Source organism: Flavimobilis rhizosphaerae (assembly GCF_014852685.1).
GTDB classification, from domain to species: Bacteria; Actinomycetota; Actinomycetes; order Actinomycetales; family Cellulomonadaceae; genus Flavimobilis; species Flavimobilis rhizosphaerae.
Window position 1 is genome coordinate 376478 of the sequence record NZ_JACZDF010000003.1, and the last position, 17194, is coordinate 393671.

Here is a 17194-nt window from a genome sequence, read left to right on the forward strand (position 1 = left end):
CACGCACGGGTCACTGCGTGCGCGCGTGATCGCTTGCGTGCCCCAGCAGGCTGGCCTGTGACCCGTGCGGAGGGGTCAGTGGGTCTGGCCCGCGAGCTGGTCGAGGGCGTGAGGGAGGACCGGCGCGAGCGCGCGAACCGCGTCCCGCGCGGCGCCCGGCGAGCCTGCGACGTTGACGACGAGCGTGCGCCCGGCCACGCCCGCGATGCCGCGCGAGAGGACCGCCGCCGGGACGCCGTGGGCGAGGCCGTCGGCGCGGAGCAGCTCGGCGAGGCCCGGGACGGGACGCTCGACAACGCTCGCGGTGATCTCCGGGGTGAGGTCGCGCGGGCCGAGTCCCGTGCCGCCCGTCGTGAGGATGACGTCGACGTCCGCCCGGACCGCGTCGAGCAGTGCGGCGCGAACCGCGTCGCCGTCGGGCACGATCGTCGCGTCCGGAACCTCGAGGCCCAGGGCGCGCAGGCCCGCGACGAGCACAGGACCCGAGCGGTCCTCGTAGACACCCGCCGACGCGCGGTCGCTCACCGTGATGACGCGAGCGGTTCCCCGGCAGGGGCCGGTGGAGTTGCCGGCGGATCCGAGAGTCGCAGCGTGCACGTCGTGCCCGTGATCAGGAATCTCAGCGCGTCCAGTCGCCCGAGCGGCCGCCGCTCTTCGCCTCGACGCGCACGTCCGTGATCGTCGCGAGCTTGTCGACGGCCTTGACCATGTCGACGAGCGCGAGCCCCGCGACGGACACGCACGTGAGCGCCTCCATCTCGACGCCCGTCCGGTCCGCGGTGCGGACCGTCGCCGTGATGGCGACGCCGTCGTCCTCGACGACGAGGTCGACCTTGACGCCGTGGATCGCGATGGGGTGGCACAGCGGCACGAGGTCCGGCGTGCGCTTGGCCGCCGCGATGCCCGCGATCCGCGCGACCGCGAGGGCGTCGCCCTTGGGCACGCCCTCGCCGCGCAGCAGACCGACGACCTCGGGGGAGACGAGCACACGCCCCGTCGCCGTCGCCGTGCGGACCGTCACGGGCTTCTCGGCGACGTCGACCATGCGAGCAGCACCGCTCGCGTCGACATGGGTGAGGCGGGGAGCGTCGGGCGTCGGGGAGGTCATGCCTCATCCTCCCGCAGGTCGAGGACGTCGACCATCGACCCCGCCGCGAGGTCCGTGACGTCCGCGGGCACGACCGCGAGCCCGTCGGACGCGGCGAGGGCCCCGAGCAGGTGCGAGCCGCGACCGCCGACCGGCGTCGCCTCGGGCAGGCCGTCCGGCCACGTGAGCGCGACGCGCACGTACTGCTCCTTGCCCGCGGGCGAGGTGAGCGGGGCCGTGAGCGTCGCGCGCACGCGCCGGCGCGTGAGCGTCGTGGCACCCGCGAGGCGCCGCAGCAGCGGTCGTACGAAGACCTCGAAGGACACGTATGAGCTCACCGGGTTGCCCGGCAGCCCCACGACGACGGCGCCCGACGGCAGCGTGCCGACCGCCTGCGGACGCCCCGGCTGCATCCGCACGTGCACGAGCTCGAGGTGCTCGGCGAGCGCGTCGCGCACGACGTCGAACTCGCCGACCGACACCCCGCCGCTCGTCACGACGACGTCCGCCGCGAGATGAGGGTCGGTGAGCAGGGCGCGCAGCGCGGCGACGTCGTCGGGCACCGTCCGCACCGCCACCTCTGCGCCCGCCGCGCGCGCGAGCGCGGCGAGCTGGACGGAGTTCGACTCGAAGATCGCGCCGTGCGGCAGCGGTTCCCCGGGCGCGAGCGAACCGGGCGCGACAAGCTCCGAGCCCGTCGAGACAACAAGGACGCGCGGGCGCCTGCGCACCGGCAAGGTCGCGTGGCCCGTCGCCGCCGCAAGCCCGAGGCGCGCCGCCGTGAGGACCTCGCCCGCACGCAGAACCGTCGCGCCCGCGGCGACGTCCTCACCGCGACGGCGAATGTTCGCACCCGCCGGCACGGGCTCGAGAACCGTCACCGCGTCCCGGCCCGCGTCCGTCCGCTCGACCTGCACGACCGTATCCGCGCCCGACGGCACCGGGGCACCCGTCATGATGCGCACCGCCACACCTGGGACGAGCGTGAGGTCGCGCGGGTCGCCCGCCGGGACGACGTCGACGACGGGGAGAGTGCCTGTGCCACCCATGGCCGGCTCGTGCGCGTCGGCACCCTGGACCCCGGTGAGATCCGCGTGCCGCAGCGCGTACCCGTCCATCGCCGAGTTGTCCCACGGCGGCAGGTCGACGAGCGAGGTGACATCGGCGGAGAGGATGCGGCCGAGCGCGGCGACGTCGGCCGGGATCACCTCCGCAGGTAGCGAACCGCCGAGCGCGAGGACCGCGGCCGCGTGCTCAGCCGGTGTGCGCGTCGGGCGGGGGGCGTCGAGGCGCTGCACGGGAGTGCCGGGCGCGGGCGTAGCGTCGTCGGAGGGGCTCACGGCGCCAACCTACTCGGCGCCACCGACACCGCGCAGGGCCACCGCCGGGTTTTTCCACGGGCGACCCCGGGCAGATGTCGGGGGCCCCTCCTAGACTGGCGGCGTGGCGGACCTCACCTCGACCGACCACCCCGCGCAGGCGCCCGGCGCCGCACGCGACGGGGTGCCCGTGGGCGAGGGCGCACGGCCCGAGGACCCCGGTCTCGTCGACCGCTACGGTCGCCGCGCGATCGACCTGCGCGTCTCCCTCACCGACCGCTGCAACCTCCGCTGCACGTACTGCATGCCCGCGGAGGGCCTCGAGTGGACGCCCACCGAGCAGATGCTCACCGACGACGAGATCTCGCGGCTCGTGCGCGTCGCCGTCGAACGCCTCGGGGTGACCGAGGTGCGCTTCACGGGCGGCGAGCCGCTCCTGCGGCGCGGCCTCGAGGACATCGTCGCGGCGACGCACGCGTTGCGGACCCCCGACGGCGCTCGAGTGCCGACCTCCCTCACGACGAACGGCCTCGGCCTCGACCGGCGTGCCCGTGCGCTCGCGGACGCCGGCCTCACGCGCGTCAACGTCTCCGTCGACTCCCTCGACGCCGCGCGCTACGCGCAGCTCACCCGCCGCGACCGCCTCCACGACGTCCTCGCGGGCCTCGACGCCGCCGAGGCCGTCGGGTTCGCGCCCATCAAGGTCAACGCCGTGCTCGTCCGCAGCATCAACGACGACGAGGCGCCCGCGCTGCTCGACTGGGCGCTCGCACGCGGCTTCGAGCTGCGGTTCATCGAGCAGATGCCGCTCGGCCCGCACGGCACGTGGGTGCGCGAGGACATGGTGACGGCCGACGAGATCCTCGCGTCCCTCACGGCCGCGCACACCCTCGAGCCCGAGGGGGCCGCCGCGCGCGGGGGAGCGCCCGCCGAGACGTGGCGCGTCGTGCGCGACGGCGTCGTCGTCGGACGCGTCGGGGTCATCGGCACCGTCACCCGGCCGTTCTGCGGCGCGTGCGACCGCACGCGGCTCACCTCCGACGGACAGGTCCGCACGTGCCTCTTCGCGCGTGAGGAGACCGACCTGCGCGCGCTCCTGCGCGGCGGCGCTCCCGACGACGAGCTCGCGGACGCGTGGCGCGGCGCGATGTGGGGCAAGAAGGCCGGCCACGGCATCGACGACGACGGCTTCCTGCAGCCGCAACGACTCATGAGCGCGATCGGGGGATGAGCATGACGACGACCGACCTCAGCACGACCGTGACCGTCCGCTACTTCGCGGCAGCCGCCGCAGGGGCGGGCTGCGACGAGGAGACCCTCGTCGTCCCCGTCGACGCGACCGTCGGCGACGTCACGGCCGCTGTCCTCGCGGCCCACCCCGGCCTCGAGGCGCTGCTCGCACTCTGCAGCGTCCTCGCCGAGGGACGCCTGCTGCGCGACCCCGCCGCGCCGCTCGCGGGCGCGACGACCGTCGACGTCCTGCCGCCGTTCGCGGGCGGATGAGCCCGCCGGGCGAGCCGTCGTCGGGCGTCCGCGGCGTCGCGCGTCCTCGGCGTCGTGCGCCGCGCGAGGTCGCCGCTCAGGCGGAGCCGACCCACTCCTCGCCGCCGTCGGCGAGATCCTGCCGCTTCCACACCGGGAGGTGCTCCTTGACCGCGTCGACCAGCGCCGCCGCGGCCTCGAAGGCCTCGCGCCGGTGCGCCGAGCTCACCGCGAGAGCGAGCGCGCACTCGCCGACTGCGAGCGGCCCGAGGCGGTGCGTGACGGCCACCGCGTCGACATCGAGGTCCGCGACAGTCTCTGCGACGACCCGCGCGAGCACGTCGGCCGCGTCCGGGTGCCCGACGTACTCGATGCCCGTGACCCCGCGCCCCCCGTCATGGTCGCGGACGACGCCCGCGAACGTCACGACCGCGCCCGCAGCCGGATCGTCGACGAGCCGCGCGTGCTCGTCGACGTCGAGCGGGTCCGTCGTCACCGTCGCGCGCACGACGGCGCGGCGCGGCGGCACGATCCGCGAGCTGTCACGAGGGGCGGGAGCGTCGGGCAGGGTCACGCCCCCACCCTACGCACACGCCCTCGTCAGGCTGGCGGCACGGACCGTGCGAAAGACGCCCCACCCCCAGCGACGGATCGACGGCTTCCGCCCGTTCGACGGGGGGACCGCGTCAATCCGTGGGGTCGTGGTGGGGGCCGCCGGGGGCCCGGGGCGGAGGTGGCCGCGTGCTCTCCGCTGACGTGCTCGTCGTCGTGCCCGCCGGCGGGACCGCACGACGGCTCGGCGGAGGGGACAAGACCGCGCTCGACGTGGGCGGGCGCACCATCCTCGACCGCGTGCTCGATGCGACCGCCGCCTGGCCGCGCGTCGTCGTCGCCGACGACCCCGGACCCGCCGCCCGCGCCCGGCACCCCGGCGTGCGCTGGGTCCGCGAGGACCCGCCTGGAGGCGGGCCCGCCGCCGCACTTGCCGCCGGGGCCGCCACAGCGCCCGACGCGTCCGTGCTCGTCGCGCTCGCGGGCGACCAGCCGTGGGCGGGCATCGTCGTGCCGCGCCTGCTCGACGCTCTCGACGCGCACCCGGACGCGGGGGCGGCGCTCGCCGTCGGGGCGTCGGGCAGGCGCCAACCGCTGCTCGCCGCCTACCGGCTCGACGCCATCCGGCACGTGCTCGCAGGCGGCGCGCACAACCTCCCCGCGCGGGCCCTGGCCGAGGGGCTCGAGATCGTCGAGGTCCCTGTGACCGACGTCGAGGAGCTCGACGTCGACACCCCGGCCGACCTCGCGCGCGCCCGCGCGACCACACCTCCCGAGCCCGCGAGATAGCGCTCCTCCGGCGAGATAGCGCGTGAGACGCGCTATCTCGAACGGGGAGCGCTATCTCGCGATGCGGGGTTTTCACGTTGAAGCGCGCGCAGGTGCGGTTGTTTCCGTCTACGGTTGCCGCATGAGCGTTCTTCGGGTGAGTGAGGCCGCGCGGCTGCTCGGCGTGAGCGACGACACCGTCCGCCGCTGGATCGACGCCGGCCGCCTGCCCGCGACCCGCACCGACACGGGCCGCTGGATCGTCGCCGGCGTCGACCTCGCCGCGTTCGCACGTGAGCTCGCCGACGCGCCCGACGGCGGTGACGGCACCGTCTCCGCCCGCAACCGCCTCGACGGCATCGTCACGCGAGTCGTCCGCGACGGCGTCATGGCGCAGGTCGAGGTCCAGGCCGGACCGTTCCGCATCGTCTCGCTCGTGAGCCGAGAAGCGGCCGACGAGCTCGGCCTCGAGCCCGGCAGCCTCGTCGCCGCACGCGTCAAGGCGACGTCCGTGATGATCGACCGGCTCGGAGAAGCACTATGAACGCGGCCCGCCACGTCGCGATCCGTCCGACGGCCGCAGCGCGCGGCGAGGGCCGGGCGCGGACCCGTCCCGCCGCCCGCCCCGTTGCCTCCCGCCACGTCGCCGCCCTCGCGCTCGCGGCGCTCGCTGCGAGCGGGCTCGTCGCGTGCGCCGACGCGGTGCCGTCGTCCGGGGCGTCGTCGGGCACGGCGTCGTCCAGCGGGGCGTCGTCGGGCACAGCGTCGCCCAGTGGGACGACGCCCGCCGTCGCTGGACGCCTCGTCGTCCTTGCCGCCGCGTCCCTCGAGCCCGTCCTCACCGAGCTCGGCGACGAGCTCGAGGCCGCTCACCCCGGCCTGCAGATCGACTTCTCGTTCGCGGCGAGCTCCGCGCTCGCGGAGCAGGTCGTCGCGGGCGCTCCCGCCGACCTGCTCCTCACGGCCTCGGCCGCGACGATGACGACGGCCGCCGAGCACGTGACCGACCAGTCGGTGTTCGCGGGCAACACGCTCGTCATCGTCACGCCGCCCGACAACCCGGGGAAGGTCGCGACCCTCAAGGACCTCGAGAACGGCGACCTGCGGCTCGCGCTGTGCGCCGAGGAGGTGCCGTGCGGGGCCGCGGCCGCCCAGGTCATCGAGCAGGCCGGGCTCACCGTCACTCCCGACACGTACGCCGAGAACGTCACGGCCGCGCTCACGCTCGCCCTCACGGGCGAGGTCGACGCAGCGCTCGTCTACACGACCGATGCGAAGGACGCCGGCGAGGCCGTCCGCACGATCGAGGTCCCCGAGGCCGCGAGCGTCGTCAACGACTACCTCGTCGCGACCGTCGCCGAGGCGCCCAACCCGGCTGCGGCCGCCGCGTTCCGCGCGCTGCTCGACTCCGAGCGGGGCCGTGCCGCGCTCACCGACGCCGGGTTCCGCGTGCCGTGACGTCCGACGCCCCACGGCAGCCCGCTGCGGCGCGGCATCCGCGCGCCGCCGCGGGGAGTCGTCATGCGGCGCCGCGGCGCCGAGCAACCCGGCAGCGGCCGCCGCTCGCGCTCGCCATCCCCGGCGTGCTCGCGCTCGCGTTCCTCGTCGCGCCGTTCGTCGCGCTCGTCGCCTCGGCACCCTGGGGCGAGATGACGGCGCTGCTCGACGACGGCCCTGCGGCTGAGGCCCTCTGGCTGAGCCTGCGCACCGCGAGCCTCTCGGCGGTGCTGTGCGTCGTGCTCGGCGTGCCGCTCGCGTGGCTGCTCGCGCACGACGCCCTGCCGCTGCCCGGCCTCGTGCGCGCGCTCGTGACGATGCCCATGGTGCTGCCGCCCGTCGTCGGTGGCGTCGCTCTCCTCGCGCTGCTCGGCCGTCGGGGCCTGCTGGGGGAGCACCTCGACGCGTGGTTCGGCGTGCAGCTGCCGTTTACGACGGCGGCCGTCGTCGTCGCGCAGACGTTCGTCGCGCTGCCGTTCCTCGTCATCTCCGTCGACGCCGCGCTGCGGGCCGTCGACCCGCGGCTCGCGCAGGTTGCGGCGTCGCTCGGTGGCTCGCGCTGGTACGTGTTCCGGCGCGTGACGCTTCCCGTCGTTGCGCCCGGCGTCGCCGCGGGCGCCGTCCTCGCGTTTGCGCGCGCCCTCGGCGAGTTCGGCGCGACCATCACGTTCGCAGGCAACTTCCCCGGCGTCACGCGCACGATGCCCGTCGCGATCTACCTCGCGCTCGAACGCGACCGTGCGACCGCCGTCGCGCTCTCGCTCGTGCTCGTCGCCGTGTCGCTCGTCGTGCTCGTCGCGCTGCGCTCGCGCTGGCTCGGCGGGCTCGCGGGGCTCGCCGCGCGCGGCGTCGAGATGGCGGGTGCGCGATGACGCGCCCCGGTCCCGGAGTCGGGGCGGCCGGGGGACGCACGGCCGACGGTCGCGTCGGGCCCGGCACGACGACCCTGCCCGACGGCCTCCGCGCGCACGTCGTCGCCCAGCGCGGCCGCCTGCGGCTCGACGTGTCCCTCGACGTCGCGCCCGGCGAGGTGCTGTGCGTCGTCGGGCCCAACGGGTCAGGCAAGTCGACGCTCCTCTGGGCGCTCGCCGGCCTCGTGCCGCTGAGCGGCGGGACCGTGACGCTCGGCGGGACGGTGCTCGACGACGCACGCCAGCACGTGCCCGCTGCGGGCCGGCACGTCGGGCTCGTCCCGCAGTCCCACGTCCTCTTCACTCACCTCAGCGTCCTCGAGAACGTCGCGTTCGGGCTCCGCGCCCGCGGTGTCCGGCCGGGCGTCGCGCGGGCGCGCGCGACCGACGCCGTCGCACGCGTCGGCCTCACCGACCACGCCCACGACCGCGCCGACCGGCTCTCCGGCGGGCAGTCGCAGCGCGTCGCGCTCGCCCGCGCCCTCGTCGTCGAACCGCGGCTGCTGCTGCTCGACGAGCCCTTCGCGGCGCTCGACGCCGCCGTCCGGCCGCTCCTCCACGACGTCGTGCGCGACGTCGTCAGGCGAGGCATCCCGACCGTCCTCGTCACGCACGACGCCACCGAGGCGGCCGCCCTCGGCACGCGCACGTTGCATCTGGCTGACGGGAGGGCCACCCACGGGGGAGAATCAGGGCACGAGGCCCGCTCGGAGCGGGCCGACGACGGATGGAGACCCGTGTGAGCGACCTCGACCGCTGGCTCGAGCAGGCAGGACCCGCCCTCGACATCGAGCACGACGTCCTCGACCAGGTGACCGGCCCGCTGCTCGACATGGTCCGCGACGTCGCCCACAACGCCGTCCGCCCCGGCGCGCCGCTCACCGCGTTCCTCGTCGGGCTCTCCGCCGGACGCGTGCTCACGCGCCGCTCGAACGCCGAGGCCGTCGTCGCCGAGGTGCTCGCCAGGCTCGAGGTCGTCGACGGGCTCGTCTCCGAGTGGGAGCCGAACACTGTCACGCGTCCTGCGCGCGCTGTCGACGACGAGGAGACCGAGGAGCCGTCGGACGGGGCGTGAGCTCACGCGGGGCGCTGCCGGAGCTGCCCGTAGCGTTCGGCGACCTTCGCGTCGAGAGCGGCGATGAACCCGCGCCGCATCGCGGCACGAGGCGTGGTGTCGGGCGGTGCGGTCGCGATCGCGTCGCGAAGCGCCCCACCGAGGTCGCCCCACGCGTCTTGCGCCGCGAATGTCGGACCCGGCCGCTACTGTGTGCGCGTGGTCACCCCGTGGAGCATCGAGCAGGTTGCGGCCGTCGCCCCGGACGCGGCGTCCGTCACCGCTGCGCGCAAGCTCGCAGTGACGGGCACGTGGCCCGTCACGGGGGTGTGCGAGGAGCCCGCGGTGCTCTTCGGGGAGTGCAAGGGATCTGGCGCGACCCCCTACGTCGCGCTCGTCGACCTGGCCGGGCCCGCATGGAACTGTTCGTGCCCGAGCCGGAAGATCCCGTGCAAGCACGTGCTCGCGCTCCTGCTGCGCTGGAGCAGCGGCTCGGTGCTTGCGGCCCCGGCGCCGTCGGCCGCAGCCACGGCCTGGCTCGACAAGCGCGCAGCACGCGCGGAGAAGGTCGCGGAGCGCGCCGCCACCCCGCCCCGAGCGCCCTCACAGGCGACCCTCGAACGTCGCGCCGAGCGCATCGCCGCAGGCCTCGACGAGCTGGGCACGTGGCTCGAGGACCTGGTGGCAGCAGGCGTGAGCGTCCCGCAGGGCGACGACGTGGCACGGGCCGCCGCGCGCCTCGTCGACGCGCAGGCCCCCGCGATCGCCGAGCGCGTCCGACGCCTCCACGTCCGCAGCGACGACCCCTCGTGGCCCGGCACGCTCCTCGAGTCCTACGGGCTCCTCCACCTGCTCGTCACCGCGCACCCGCGCGCGAGCGAGCTACCGGGAACGCTCGGTGCCGTCGTCCGACGTCGCGTCGGGGAGCCGACCCGCACCGAGGTCGTCCTCGCACAGCCACCCCTGCGCGACGTCTGGGACGTCGTCGCGCTCCACACCGATGAGACGAGCCGACCCGTCACCCACCGCACCCACCTGCGCGGACGGACGCTTGGGCGGTCGTTCGTGCTTGTCGAGACGGGACCGCGCAGCGGCACCAACCCCGTACCCGGGACGAGCATCGACGCCGATCTCCACCCGCACCCGGCCGCCACCGACCGCGCGCTGCTCGGCACCGTCCACACGCCGGCCGTGCCGCTCGAGCACGCGCCCCACGGCGACCCCGCGCACGAGCTCCCGCTCCTGTGGAGCGCGGCCGTCGCCGCCGACCCGTGGCGGGAACGGCACCCGGTGGTCCTCGCCGACGCTCGCCTGAGGCTCGACGGTGACGGCGGCTGGCTGCTCGACCTCGGCGACGAGTCCCTCCCGCTCCTCGGACGGTCCGCTGCGCGCGTATGCGCAGCCGTCGCGGGCGGGCGCGCCGTGACGCTCGTCGGCGACTGCACCCCGCGCGGCCTCGAACCGCGCGCGGTCTGGGACGGACGGAGGCTCGTCACCGCATGACGTCCCTGCCCGACCTCACCGCCGCGGCGCTCAGCGGCACACCAGACGCGCTGCCGCCGCACCCCATCGCCTCCACCGCACTCGCCGCCCTGCCGCCCGACGCCTCGCGGGCGACGACCCTGCTCGGGGTCGCGGGTGCCGTCGCCGTCGCGCGCAGCGCCCTCCTGCCGACGCGCCCGACCACAGGAAGCACCACCGACCCCGCGCCCGTCGACGAGACACCGACGCTCAGCCCCGCCGCCGCGCTGCGCGCCCGCACCCTGCTCGGCGTGCACGACCACGCGATGCTCCCCGAGTGGCTCGCCCACGCGCGCGCAGCGGGCCGCGTCCTACCGCCCGAGCTCGTGCCAGCTGCGCTCGACCTCGCGACGGCAACCTCACGGCGCGACATCCGGCACGGCCTCGTCGCGGTGATCGGGGCACGCGGCCGCTGGTTCGCGGCGCTCGACGCGACGACGCGGCACCTCATCGCCGACGTCCCCCACCTGCCCGACGGCACCCTCGACCTCGACACACTCGCCGCGAGCGCCGCGTGGACCGACGGGACCATCGCCACGCGCGGCCGCTGGTTCGAGATGCTCCGGGCAACCGACCCTGACGCCGCCCGCGAGCTGCTCGCCCGAGACTGGGACTCGCTCGGCGCCGCGCTCCTCGCGCGGTGCACCGAGCTGCTCGCCGACGGAGCCACTCTTGCCGACGAGCCCCTCGCCGAACGCGCAGCCGCCCACACCTCGAAGCCCGTCGTCGAGGCCGCGCACCACGTCCTGGGCCGGCTGCCCGGTCCCGCCCGGAATCGTGCGACCGCAACGCCCGGGAGCGACGTCGTCACGGTGACGCGCGGTCGACTGCTCGCCAAGGACCGCCTGACGATCAGCCAGACCGCGACTCCCGAGCACCTCGCGTCCGTCGTCGCGGCAACGCCCCTCGCCTCCTGGACGGCGTCAGGGCTCTCCCCGGAGGCCCTCGTCCGGCTGGCGGTCGAGGCTGGGGAGTCCGCCGCCCCCGTCCTGGACGGCTGGCGCACCGCGGCGTTCCGCGAGGGGAGCACCGACTGGGCGGACGCCCTGCTCGTCGCCGAAGGCGGCGTGCCCCACGCCTGGCTCCTCGCCCTCGCGAGCCCCAAGGTCCGGACCGCCACCTGGGACCGCCTCACCCGCGCCGCGCTCGCCGACGGCACGAACATCTGGCCGCTTCGCACCCTCCTCGAGGATCGCACCGTCGTCGTCCCCACCGGAGCCTGCGAGCGCATCCTCGCGCTCGTCGTCCCCGCAGCAGCGGAGATCGGCCCGCGCCGGCTGCGCGAGATCGTCGAACCTCTCGCCCTCCGGGTCGAGGCCACCCCAGCCGCCCGCGACTTTCTCACCGCCGCCGCCGCACAGATCGACGCGACCGACGACCTCCGCCCCGATCTCGACGCGGTGCTCCACGCGGGCGCCGCCACCGTCCAGGACCGACTCACCCTCGCCGAGGAGCTCACGTGACCACGACCCCCGACCTGCTCCGTCCGCACGCCGAGCAGCAGTTCGCGAGCGAGCTCGCGGCGCTCGCCGCTCAGGACGACCGGCCGCGCCCGCCCGCGTGGCACCTCTCGCCGCAGGCCGTCGTCACCTACCTCATGGGCGGCACCCTGCCCGACGGCACCGTGATCTCCCCGAAGTACGTCGGAGCACGGCGGCTCGTCGAGGTCGCCGTCGCGACGCTCGCAACCGACCGCGCGCTGCTGCTCCTCGGCCTGCCGGGCACCGCCAAGACCTGGGTGGGTGAGCACCTCGCCGCCGCCGTCTCGGGCCGCTCGACGCTGCTCGTGCAAGGGACGTCGGGCACCGCCGAGGACGCAGTGCGCTACGGCTGGAACTACGCCCGGCTCATCGCCGAGGGACCGAGCGAGGCCGCACTCGTGCCCTCACCCGTCATGACCGCGATGCGCGAGGCCTCGGTCGTCCGCATCGAGGAGCTCACGCGCATCCCCTCGGACGTCCAGGACGCGCTCATCACGATCCTCTCCGAGAAGACGCTGCCCGTCCCTGAGCTCGGCACCGAGGTCCAGGCAGCGCGCGGCTTCAACGTCATCGCGACCGCGAACGACCGCGACCGTGGCGTCAACGAGCTGTCCTCCGCTCTCCGCCGCCGCTTCAACACGGTCGTCCTGCCGCTGCCCGCGACGTTCGAGGAGGAGGTCGAGATCGTCACGCGCCGCAGCGCACAGCTCGGCACGTCGCTCGACCTGCCGACGCTGCCCGCCGGCCACGAGGAGATCCGCCGGGTCGTCACCGTGTTCCGCGAGCTGCGGTCGGGGCGCACTCTCGACGGCCGGACCGCGGTACGACCGCCGTCCGGCTCGCTGTCGACGGCCGAGGCGATCTCGGTCGTCACCAACGGTGTCGCGCTCGCCACGCACTTCGGCGACGGTGCGATCGGGCCCGACGACATCGCCGCAGGCATCCTCGGCGCCGTCGTCAAGGACCCGGCGGGCGACGCGGCCGTGTGGAGCGAGTACCTCGAGACCGTCGTCCGCGAACGGGAGGGGTGGGGGAGCTTCTACGCCGCGTGCCGCGAGGTCGCGGGATGACGGTGACCGACGTCCCGACCGGGCCCGTCGTCCCCGTCGAGCCTGACCCAGGCGCGCGCACCGGTAGACCCGTGGCGCACGACGGTCCGCGCGTCGACGTGCTCGGCGTGCGACACCACGGGCCCGGGTCGGCACGTGCCGTGGCCGCCGCCCTCGACGAGCTCCGCCCGACGGTCGTGCTCCTTGAAGGCCCCGCCGACGCCGATCCGCTCAGCGTCTACGTGCCGGGCCTCGTGCCGCCCGTCGCGCTGCTCGCGACCGTCGACGACGATCCCGCGCAGGCGTCGTTCTGGCCCTTCGCGTCGTTCTCGCCCGAGTGGCAGGCCCTCGCGTGGGCCGCCGCGCACGACGTGCCCGTGCGGTTCATCGACCTTCCGTCGGGCACGGTCGCGGCCCTCACGGCCGCACGGCGGGCCGCCGAGGCAGCCCTCGACGTCCCGGCGGACGAGGACGAGAGTGCCGTGCCGGGAGGCGCGGATTCCCATGCGTCATCCGTTCCGGACGTCGAGCACGACGTTCCGGGCGACGAAGCGCCTGACACCCCGGCTCCCGCGTCCGTCCGCGAAGACCCCCTCGGCGCGCTCGCCGCCGCTGCGGGGCACGACGACGCCGAGCGATGGTGGGAGGACGTCGTCGAGCAGCGCTCCGGCAGCCTCGAGACCTTCGCCGCCGTCGCCGAGGCGATGGCCGCCCTCCGCGAGCACGCCGAGCACGACACCAGGACCCCGGAAGGCGACGAGGACGAGGAGCTCCGCGAGGCGCACATGCGCCAGCAGGTGCGCGCCGCGCTGCGCGAGGGCCACGCGCGGATCGCTGTCGTCTGCGGTGCCTGGCACGCACCCGCGCTCACGACGCCGCTGCCGCCCGCCGCACCCGACGCACGCCTGCTGCGCGGGCTGCCGCGCGTACGCACGACCCTCACGTGGGTGCCGTGGACCACCGCACGCCTCGCGCGCGGCTCCGGCTACGGCGCCGGAGTGAGCGCACCAGGTTGGTACTCGCACCTCTTCTCCGTGCACGAGGACGTCGTGCCCCGCTGGTTCGTCGGCGTCGGCGCGGCACTGCGGGGCCGAGACCTGCAGGTCTCGAGCGCGCACGTCATCGAGGCCTCGCGCCTCGCCGAGTCGCTCGCCACCGTCCGCGGTCATCGCTCGGTCGCGCTCGACGACGTCATGGACGCGACGCGCGCGGCCCTCTGCGACGGCGACGCAGGCCTCACCGAGTGGGTGACGCGCGAGCTCGTCGTCGGCACAGGCCTCGGCTCCGTGCCCGACGGCGTCCCCGCCCTCCCGCTCGACGTCGACCTGCGTGCGACCGCACGACGCCTGCGCCTCAAGCTCGAGGACGCGCCGCGCAACCTCGACCTCGACCTCCGCACCGACGGCGGCCTCGCACGCTCGCACCTCTTCCACCGTCTCACGCTGCTCGACGTGCCCTGGGCGACGCCGCGGACGAGCACCGTGCGTTCCTCCGGCACGTTCCGCGAGAGCTGGACCCTCCGCTGGCAGCCTGAGCTCTCGGTCGCGCTCGCCGAGGCCGCGCTCCACGGCACGACCGTCGTCGGCGCAGCGAACGCGGCCGTGCGCGCCGCAGCGCGCGACGCCGACCTGCCGCGCCTCACGGTGCTCGTCGAGCAGACGCTGCTCGCCGACCTTCCCGAGGTGCTCGACGCCCTCCTCGGTCGCGTCGACGAACGCGCCGCCCACGCGGGCGACGTCGAACAGCTCCTCGACGCCGTCACCCCGATCATCCGGGCGCATCGCTACTCCGACGTGCGCGGCACCCCCGTCGCGCGGCTCGCCCACGTCGCCCGGACGATGCTCGTCCGAGCGAGCTCCGGCATCGTTCCCGCGGCGCTCGGCCGTGATGACGACACCGCAGCCGACCTCGCGCGCCGCGTCGCCGAGGCCGACGCCGCCGTCGCGCTGCTCGACCACGACCCCACGACCGACGTGTGGGTGCGCACGCTCCGCACCGTCGCGGCGCACGACCACCTGCCCGGCCACCCTGTCGGACGGGCCACGCGGCTCCTGCTCGACGGCGCCCGGATCACACCCGAGGACGTCGCCGAACGGCTCTCGCGCGTCCTGTCCGTCGGCACCCCCGTGCGCACCCAGGCAGGGTGGATCGAGGGGTTCCTCGCCGGCGGGGGACTTGTCGTCGCGCACGACGCGACGTTGCTCGGCGTGCTCGACGACTGGCTCGCGACGGTTCCGGGCGACGCTCTCACCGACGTCCTACCCGTGCTGCGACGCACCTTCGGTGCCATGCCCGCGGCCGAGCGACGGGCGATCGGCGACGCCACAGCGCGGCTTGCGGCGCGTCGGGGTCGAGGCGGGCCCGCGGCCCCGACCGGCGACGACGGTGGCCTTGCGATCGACGACCCGCGAATCGCCGGACCGCTCGCGACCGCGCTCCTGCTCCTCGGAGGTGGACGATGACCGGCCGCACGGCACCACGCGTCGACGAGTCCGAGCTCGCCCGCCGCTGGCGGCTCGTCCTCGGGGAGGAGGGACGACCGGACGTGACGCTCGGACGTTCCGACGGCCGGGTCGACGGCGCTCTCGCGGCCGTCTACGACACGCGTCCCGAGACGTCCGGCGGGCGTTCCGCGGGCCTCGGGTCGAGCGCGCCCGCCGTGGTCCGCTGGCTCGGTGACATCCGCACCTACTTCCCGACGAGCGTCGTCGAGGTCGTCCAGCGCGACGCCGTCGACCGTCTCGGCCTGCGCCGGCTCCTGCTCGAGCCCGAGCTGCTCACGAGCGTCCAGCCCGACGTCTCGCTCGTCGCTACGCTCGTCTCGCTCAAGGACGCGATGCCGGAGACGACCCGCTCGACGGCGCGGCAGGTCGTCGCCCAGGTCGTCGCCGAGATCGAACGACGGATCATGGTCGCGACGACGACCGCCGTCTCCGGAGCGCTGCGGCGCGAGCGGACCCACCGGCCACGGCTCGCCGACGTGGACTGGCCCGCGACGATCCGTGCGAACCTGCGCCACTACCTGCCCGAGCTCGGCACGATCGTGCCCGAACGGCTCATCGGGACGGCACGTCGCGGGGGAGCCGTCGCGCGTGACGTCATTCTCGCGGTCGACCAGTCGGGATCGATGGCTTCCTCCGTCGTGTACTCCGCGGTCTTCGGCGCGGTGCTCGCGACGATGCGGTCCGTGCGCACGTCGTTCGTCGTCTTCCACACGGAGGTCGTCGACCTCACCGCTGAGCTCACCGACCCGGTCGACCTGCTCTTCGGCACGCAGCTCGGCGGCGGCACCGACATCGACCGCGCCGTCGCCTACTGCGCCGACCTCGTCGGACGGCCCGAGGACACCGTGATGTTCCTCGTCACCGACCTCTACGAGGGCGGTGACCGCGCCTCGCTCGTGCGCCGCGTCGCCGCGCTGCGCGCGTCGGGCGTGCTCGTCGTCGTGCTCCCGGCACTGTCCGACGACGGCACGCCCGCGTTCCACCACGATCTGGCGGCCGAGCTCGCCTCGCTCGGCGTCCCGACGTTCGCGTGCACGCCGGACACGTTCCCCGACCTGCTCGCGATGGCGCTCACGGACCGCGACGTGAGCGGGTGGTCGGCGATGGGCGGGGCGACGGGGCGGTAGGGCGGACGCCTGTCGCGTGATCCGCGGCGGGACGTGCTGGCGACGCCGGCACGCAGGTACGTCAGAGGGAGCAGAGGCGGCTCAGTGTCGGAGGCTCGTCGTACGCTGCGAGCACCGGCTGACAGTGGAGGAACCGTGCCCGTGACCATGACCCGTGACGACGCCCTGGCGGAGCTTGCCGCGCTCGAGGACCCCAAGGTCCGTGAGGTCAACGCACGTCATGGCGACAACCACACGGTCAACCTCACGAAGCTCCGGGCGCTCGCCAAGCGCCTCGGCGCCAACCAGACGCCGCTCGCGCGCGAGCTCTGGGCGACGGGCGACGGTGACGCACGCCTGCTCGCGCTGCTCGTGCTCAAGCCCAAGGACCTCAGCGCCGATGAGCTCGACACGATGCTCCGCGAGGGCCGCACGCCCAAGCAGCAGGACTGGCTCGTCGGGTACGTCGTCAAGAAGTCCCCGCACGCCGAGGCCCTCCGTGTCCGCTGGAAGGGCGACCCCGACCCGTGGGTCGAGTCGGCGGGCTGGGCGCTCACGAGCGACCTCGTGCCGGCGAAGGCCGACGGGCTCGACCTGCCCGCGCTGCTCGACGAGATCAGCGTCCGCATGAAGGACGCCCCTGAGCGGCTGCAGTGGGCGATGAACTGGTGCCTCGGCACGATCGGCATCCACCACCCTGCGCTGCGCGAGCGTGTCCTCGCGATCGGCGAGCGGCTCGAGGTCCTCAAGGACTACCCGACGCCCCGCGGCTGCGTGAGCCCGTACGTGCCCCTGTGGGTCCCCGAGATGGTCGCGCGGCAGGGTTGATCGCCGCCGCTCGATAGCCGATCCGTACGCGGGAG

The 17194-nt window shown here is 75.2% G+C and carries 18 protein-coding genes; 14 read left to right on the forward strand and 4 right to left on the reverse strand.

Going from position 1 to position 17194, the window contains the following annotated elements:
• Positions 1–75: 75 nt before the first annotated feature.
• Genes IGS67_RS07975 through IGS67_RS14370 form a run of 3 tightly spaced genes read right to left on the reverse strand, consistent with a single transcriptional unit; the run spans position 76 to position 2427 of the window.
• Positions 76–597 carry a MogA/MoaB family molybdenum cofactor biosynthesis protein gene (locus tag IGS67_RS07975; RefSeq protein WP_192279451.1) on the reverse strand — a complete coding sequence of 174 codons (522 nt, stop codon included), beginning with the start codon at positions 595–597 and terminating at the stop codon, positions 76–78.
• Between the two features lie 22 nt (positions 598–619).
• A complete protein-coding gene (moaC, locus tag IGS67_RS07980; RefSeq protein WP_192279452.1) occupies positions 620–1108 on the reverse strand; it encodes a cyclic pyranopterin monophosphate synthase MoaC in 489 nt (162 codons plus the stop codon).
• Complete coding sequence (locus IGS67_RS14370) at positions 1105–2427, reverse strand: molybdopterin molybdotransferase MoeA (RefSeq protein ID WP_328742033.1); 1323 nt, start codon at positions 2425–2427, stop codon at positions 1105–1107. The genes moaC and IGS67_RS14370 overlap by 4 nt, the downstream gene beginning before the upstream one ends.
• Before the next feature lie 103 nt (positions 2428–2530).
• On the opposite strand from IGS67_RS14370, the gene moaA reads away from it, so the two are divergent.
• Complete coding sequence (gene moaA, locus IGS67_RS07990) at positions 2531–3637, forward strand: GTP 3',8-cyclase MoaA (protein WP_407925815.1); 1107 nt, start codon at positions 2531–2533, stop codon at positions 3635–3637.
• A gap of 2 nt (positions 3638–3639) precedes the next feature.
• Positions 3640–3909, forward strand: a complete 270-nt coding sequence (locus tag IGS67_RS07995; RefSeq protein ID WP_192279453.1) for a MoaD/ThiS family protein — start codon at positions 3640–3642, stop codon at positions 3907–3909.
• 76 nt (positions 3910–3985) lie between these two features.
• On the opposite strand, the gene IGS67_RS08000 is transcribed toward IGS67_RS07995, so the two are convergent.
• Complete coding sequence (locus IGS67_RS08000; RefSeq protein WP_328742036.1) at positions 3986–4462, reverse strand: molybdenum cofactor biosynthesis protein MoaE; 477 nt, start codon at positions 4460–4462, stop codon at positions 3986–3988.
• A gap of 167 nt (positions 4463–4629) precedes the next feature.
• Here IGS67_RS08000 and mobA point away from each other — a divergent pair, with 167 nt between their 5' ends.
• From mobA to IGS67_RS08060, 12 genes are all read left to right on the forward strand, one after another.
• Positions 4630–5229: a molybdenum cofactor guanylyltransferase gene (gene mobA, locus IGS67_RS08005; RefSeq protein ID WP_210767141.1), complete on the forward strand. Its 600-nt coding sequence runs from the start codon at positions 4630–4632 to the stop codon at positions 5227–5229.
• Positions 5230–5350: 121 nt separating this feature from the next.
• Positions 5351–5752: a TOBE domain-containing protein gene (locus IGS67_RS08010; RefSeq protein ID WP_192279454.1), complete on the forward strand. Its 402-nt coding sequence runs from the start codon at positions 5351–5353 to the stop codon at positions 5750–5752.
• Entirely contained in the window at positions 5749–6666 is a 918-nt protein-coding gene (gene modA, locus IGS67_RS08015; RefSeq protein ID WP_192279455.1) for a molybdate ABC transporter substrate-binding protein, read from the forward strand. Before IGS67_RS08010 ends, modA begins: the two co-directional genes overlap by 4 nt.
• On the forward strand, positions 6663–7577 hold the full coding sequence (locus tag IGS67_RS08020) for an ABC transporter permease (protein WP_192279456.1): 915 nt from the start codon (positions 6663–6665) through the stop codon (positions 7575–7577). The genes modA and IGS67_RS08020 overlap by 4 nt, the downstream gene beginning before the upstream one ends.
• Positions 7574–8359: an ABC transporter ATP-binding protein gene (locus IGS67_RS08025; protein WP_192279457.1), complete on the forward strand. Its 786-nt coding sequence runs from the start codon at positions 7574–7576 to the stop codon at positions 8357–8359. Before IGS67_RS08020 ends, IGS67_RS08025 begins: the two co-directional genes overlap by 4 nt.
• Positions 8356–8691, forward strand: a complete 336-nt coding sequence (locus IGS67_RS08030) for a DUF6457 domain-containing protein (RefSeq protein ID WP_210767142.1) — start codon at positions 8356–8358, stop codon at positions 8689–8691. The genes IGS67_RS08025 and IGS67_RS08030 overlap by 4 nt, the downstream gene beginning before the upstream one ends.
• 198 nt (positions 8692–8889) lie before the next feature.
• A complete protein-coding gene (locus IGS67_RS08035) occupies positions 8890–10173 on the forward strand; it encodes an SWIM zinc finger family protein (protein WP_192279458.1) in 1284 nt (427 codons plus the stop codon).
• Complete coding sequence (locus IGS67_RS08040) at positions 10170–11654, forward strand: DUF5691 domain-containing protein (RefSeq protein ID WP_192279460.1); 1485 nt, start codon at positions 10170–10172, stop codon at positions 11652–11654. The genes IGS67_RS08035 and IGS67_RS08040 overlap by 4 nt, the downstream gene beginning before the upstream one ends.
• Positions 11651–12742, forward strand: a complete 1092-nt coding sequence (locus IGS67_RS08045) for an ATP-binding protein (RefSeq protein ID WP_192279462.1) — start codon at positions 11651–11653, stop codon at positions 12740–12742. Before IGS67_RS08040 ends, IGS67_RS08045 begins: the two co-directional genes overlap by 4 nt.
• The gene (locus IGS67_RS08050) at positions 12739–15183 is read left to right on the forward strand and encodes a DUF5682 family protein (protein ID WP_210767143.1); all 2445 of its coding nucleotides are present in this window, start codon (positions 12739–12741) and stop codon (positions 15181–15183) included. The genes IGS67_RS08045 and IGS67_RS08050 overlap by 4 nt, the downstream gene beginning before the upstream one ends.
• The gene (locus IGS67_RS08055; RefSeq protein ID WP_192279464.1) at positions 15180–16352 is read left to right on the forward strand and encodes a VWA domain-containing protein; all 1173 of its coding nucleotides are present in this window, start codon (positions 15180–15182) and stop codon (positions 16350–16352) included. Before IGS67_RS08050 ends, IGS67_RS08055 begins: the two co-directional genes overlap by 4 nt.
• A 147-nt stretch (positions 16353–16499) precedes the next feature.
• Positions 16500–17159 (forward strand): DNA alkylation repair protein, encoded by a 660-nt coding sequence (locus IGS67_RS08060; protein WP_192279690.1) that lies wholly within the window; start codon positions 16500–16502, stop codon positions 17157–17159.
• Positions 17160–17194 lie beyond the last annotated feature (35 nt).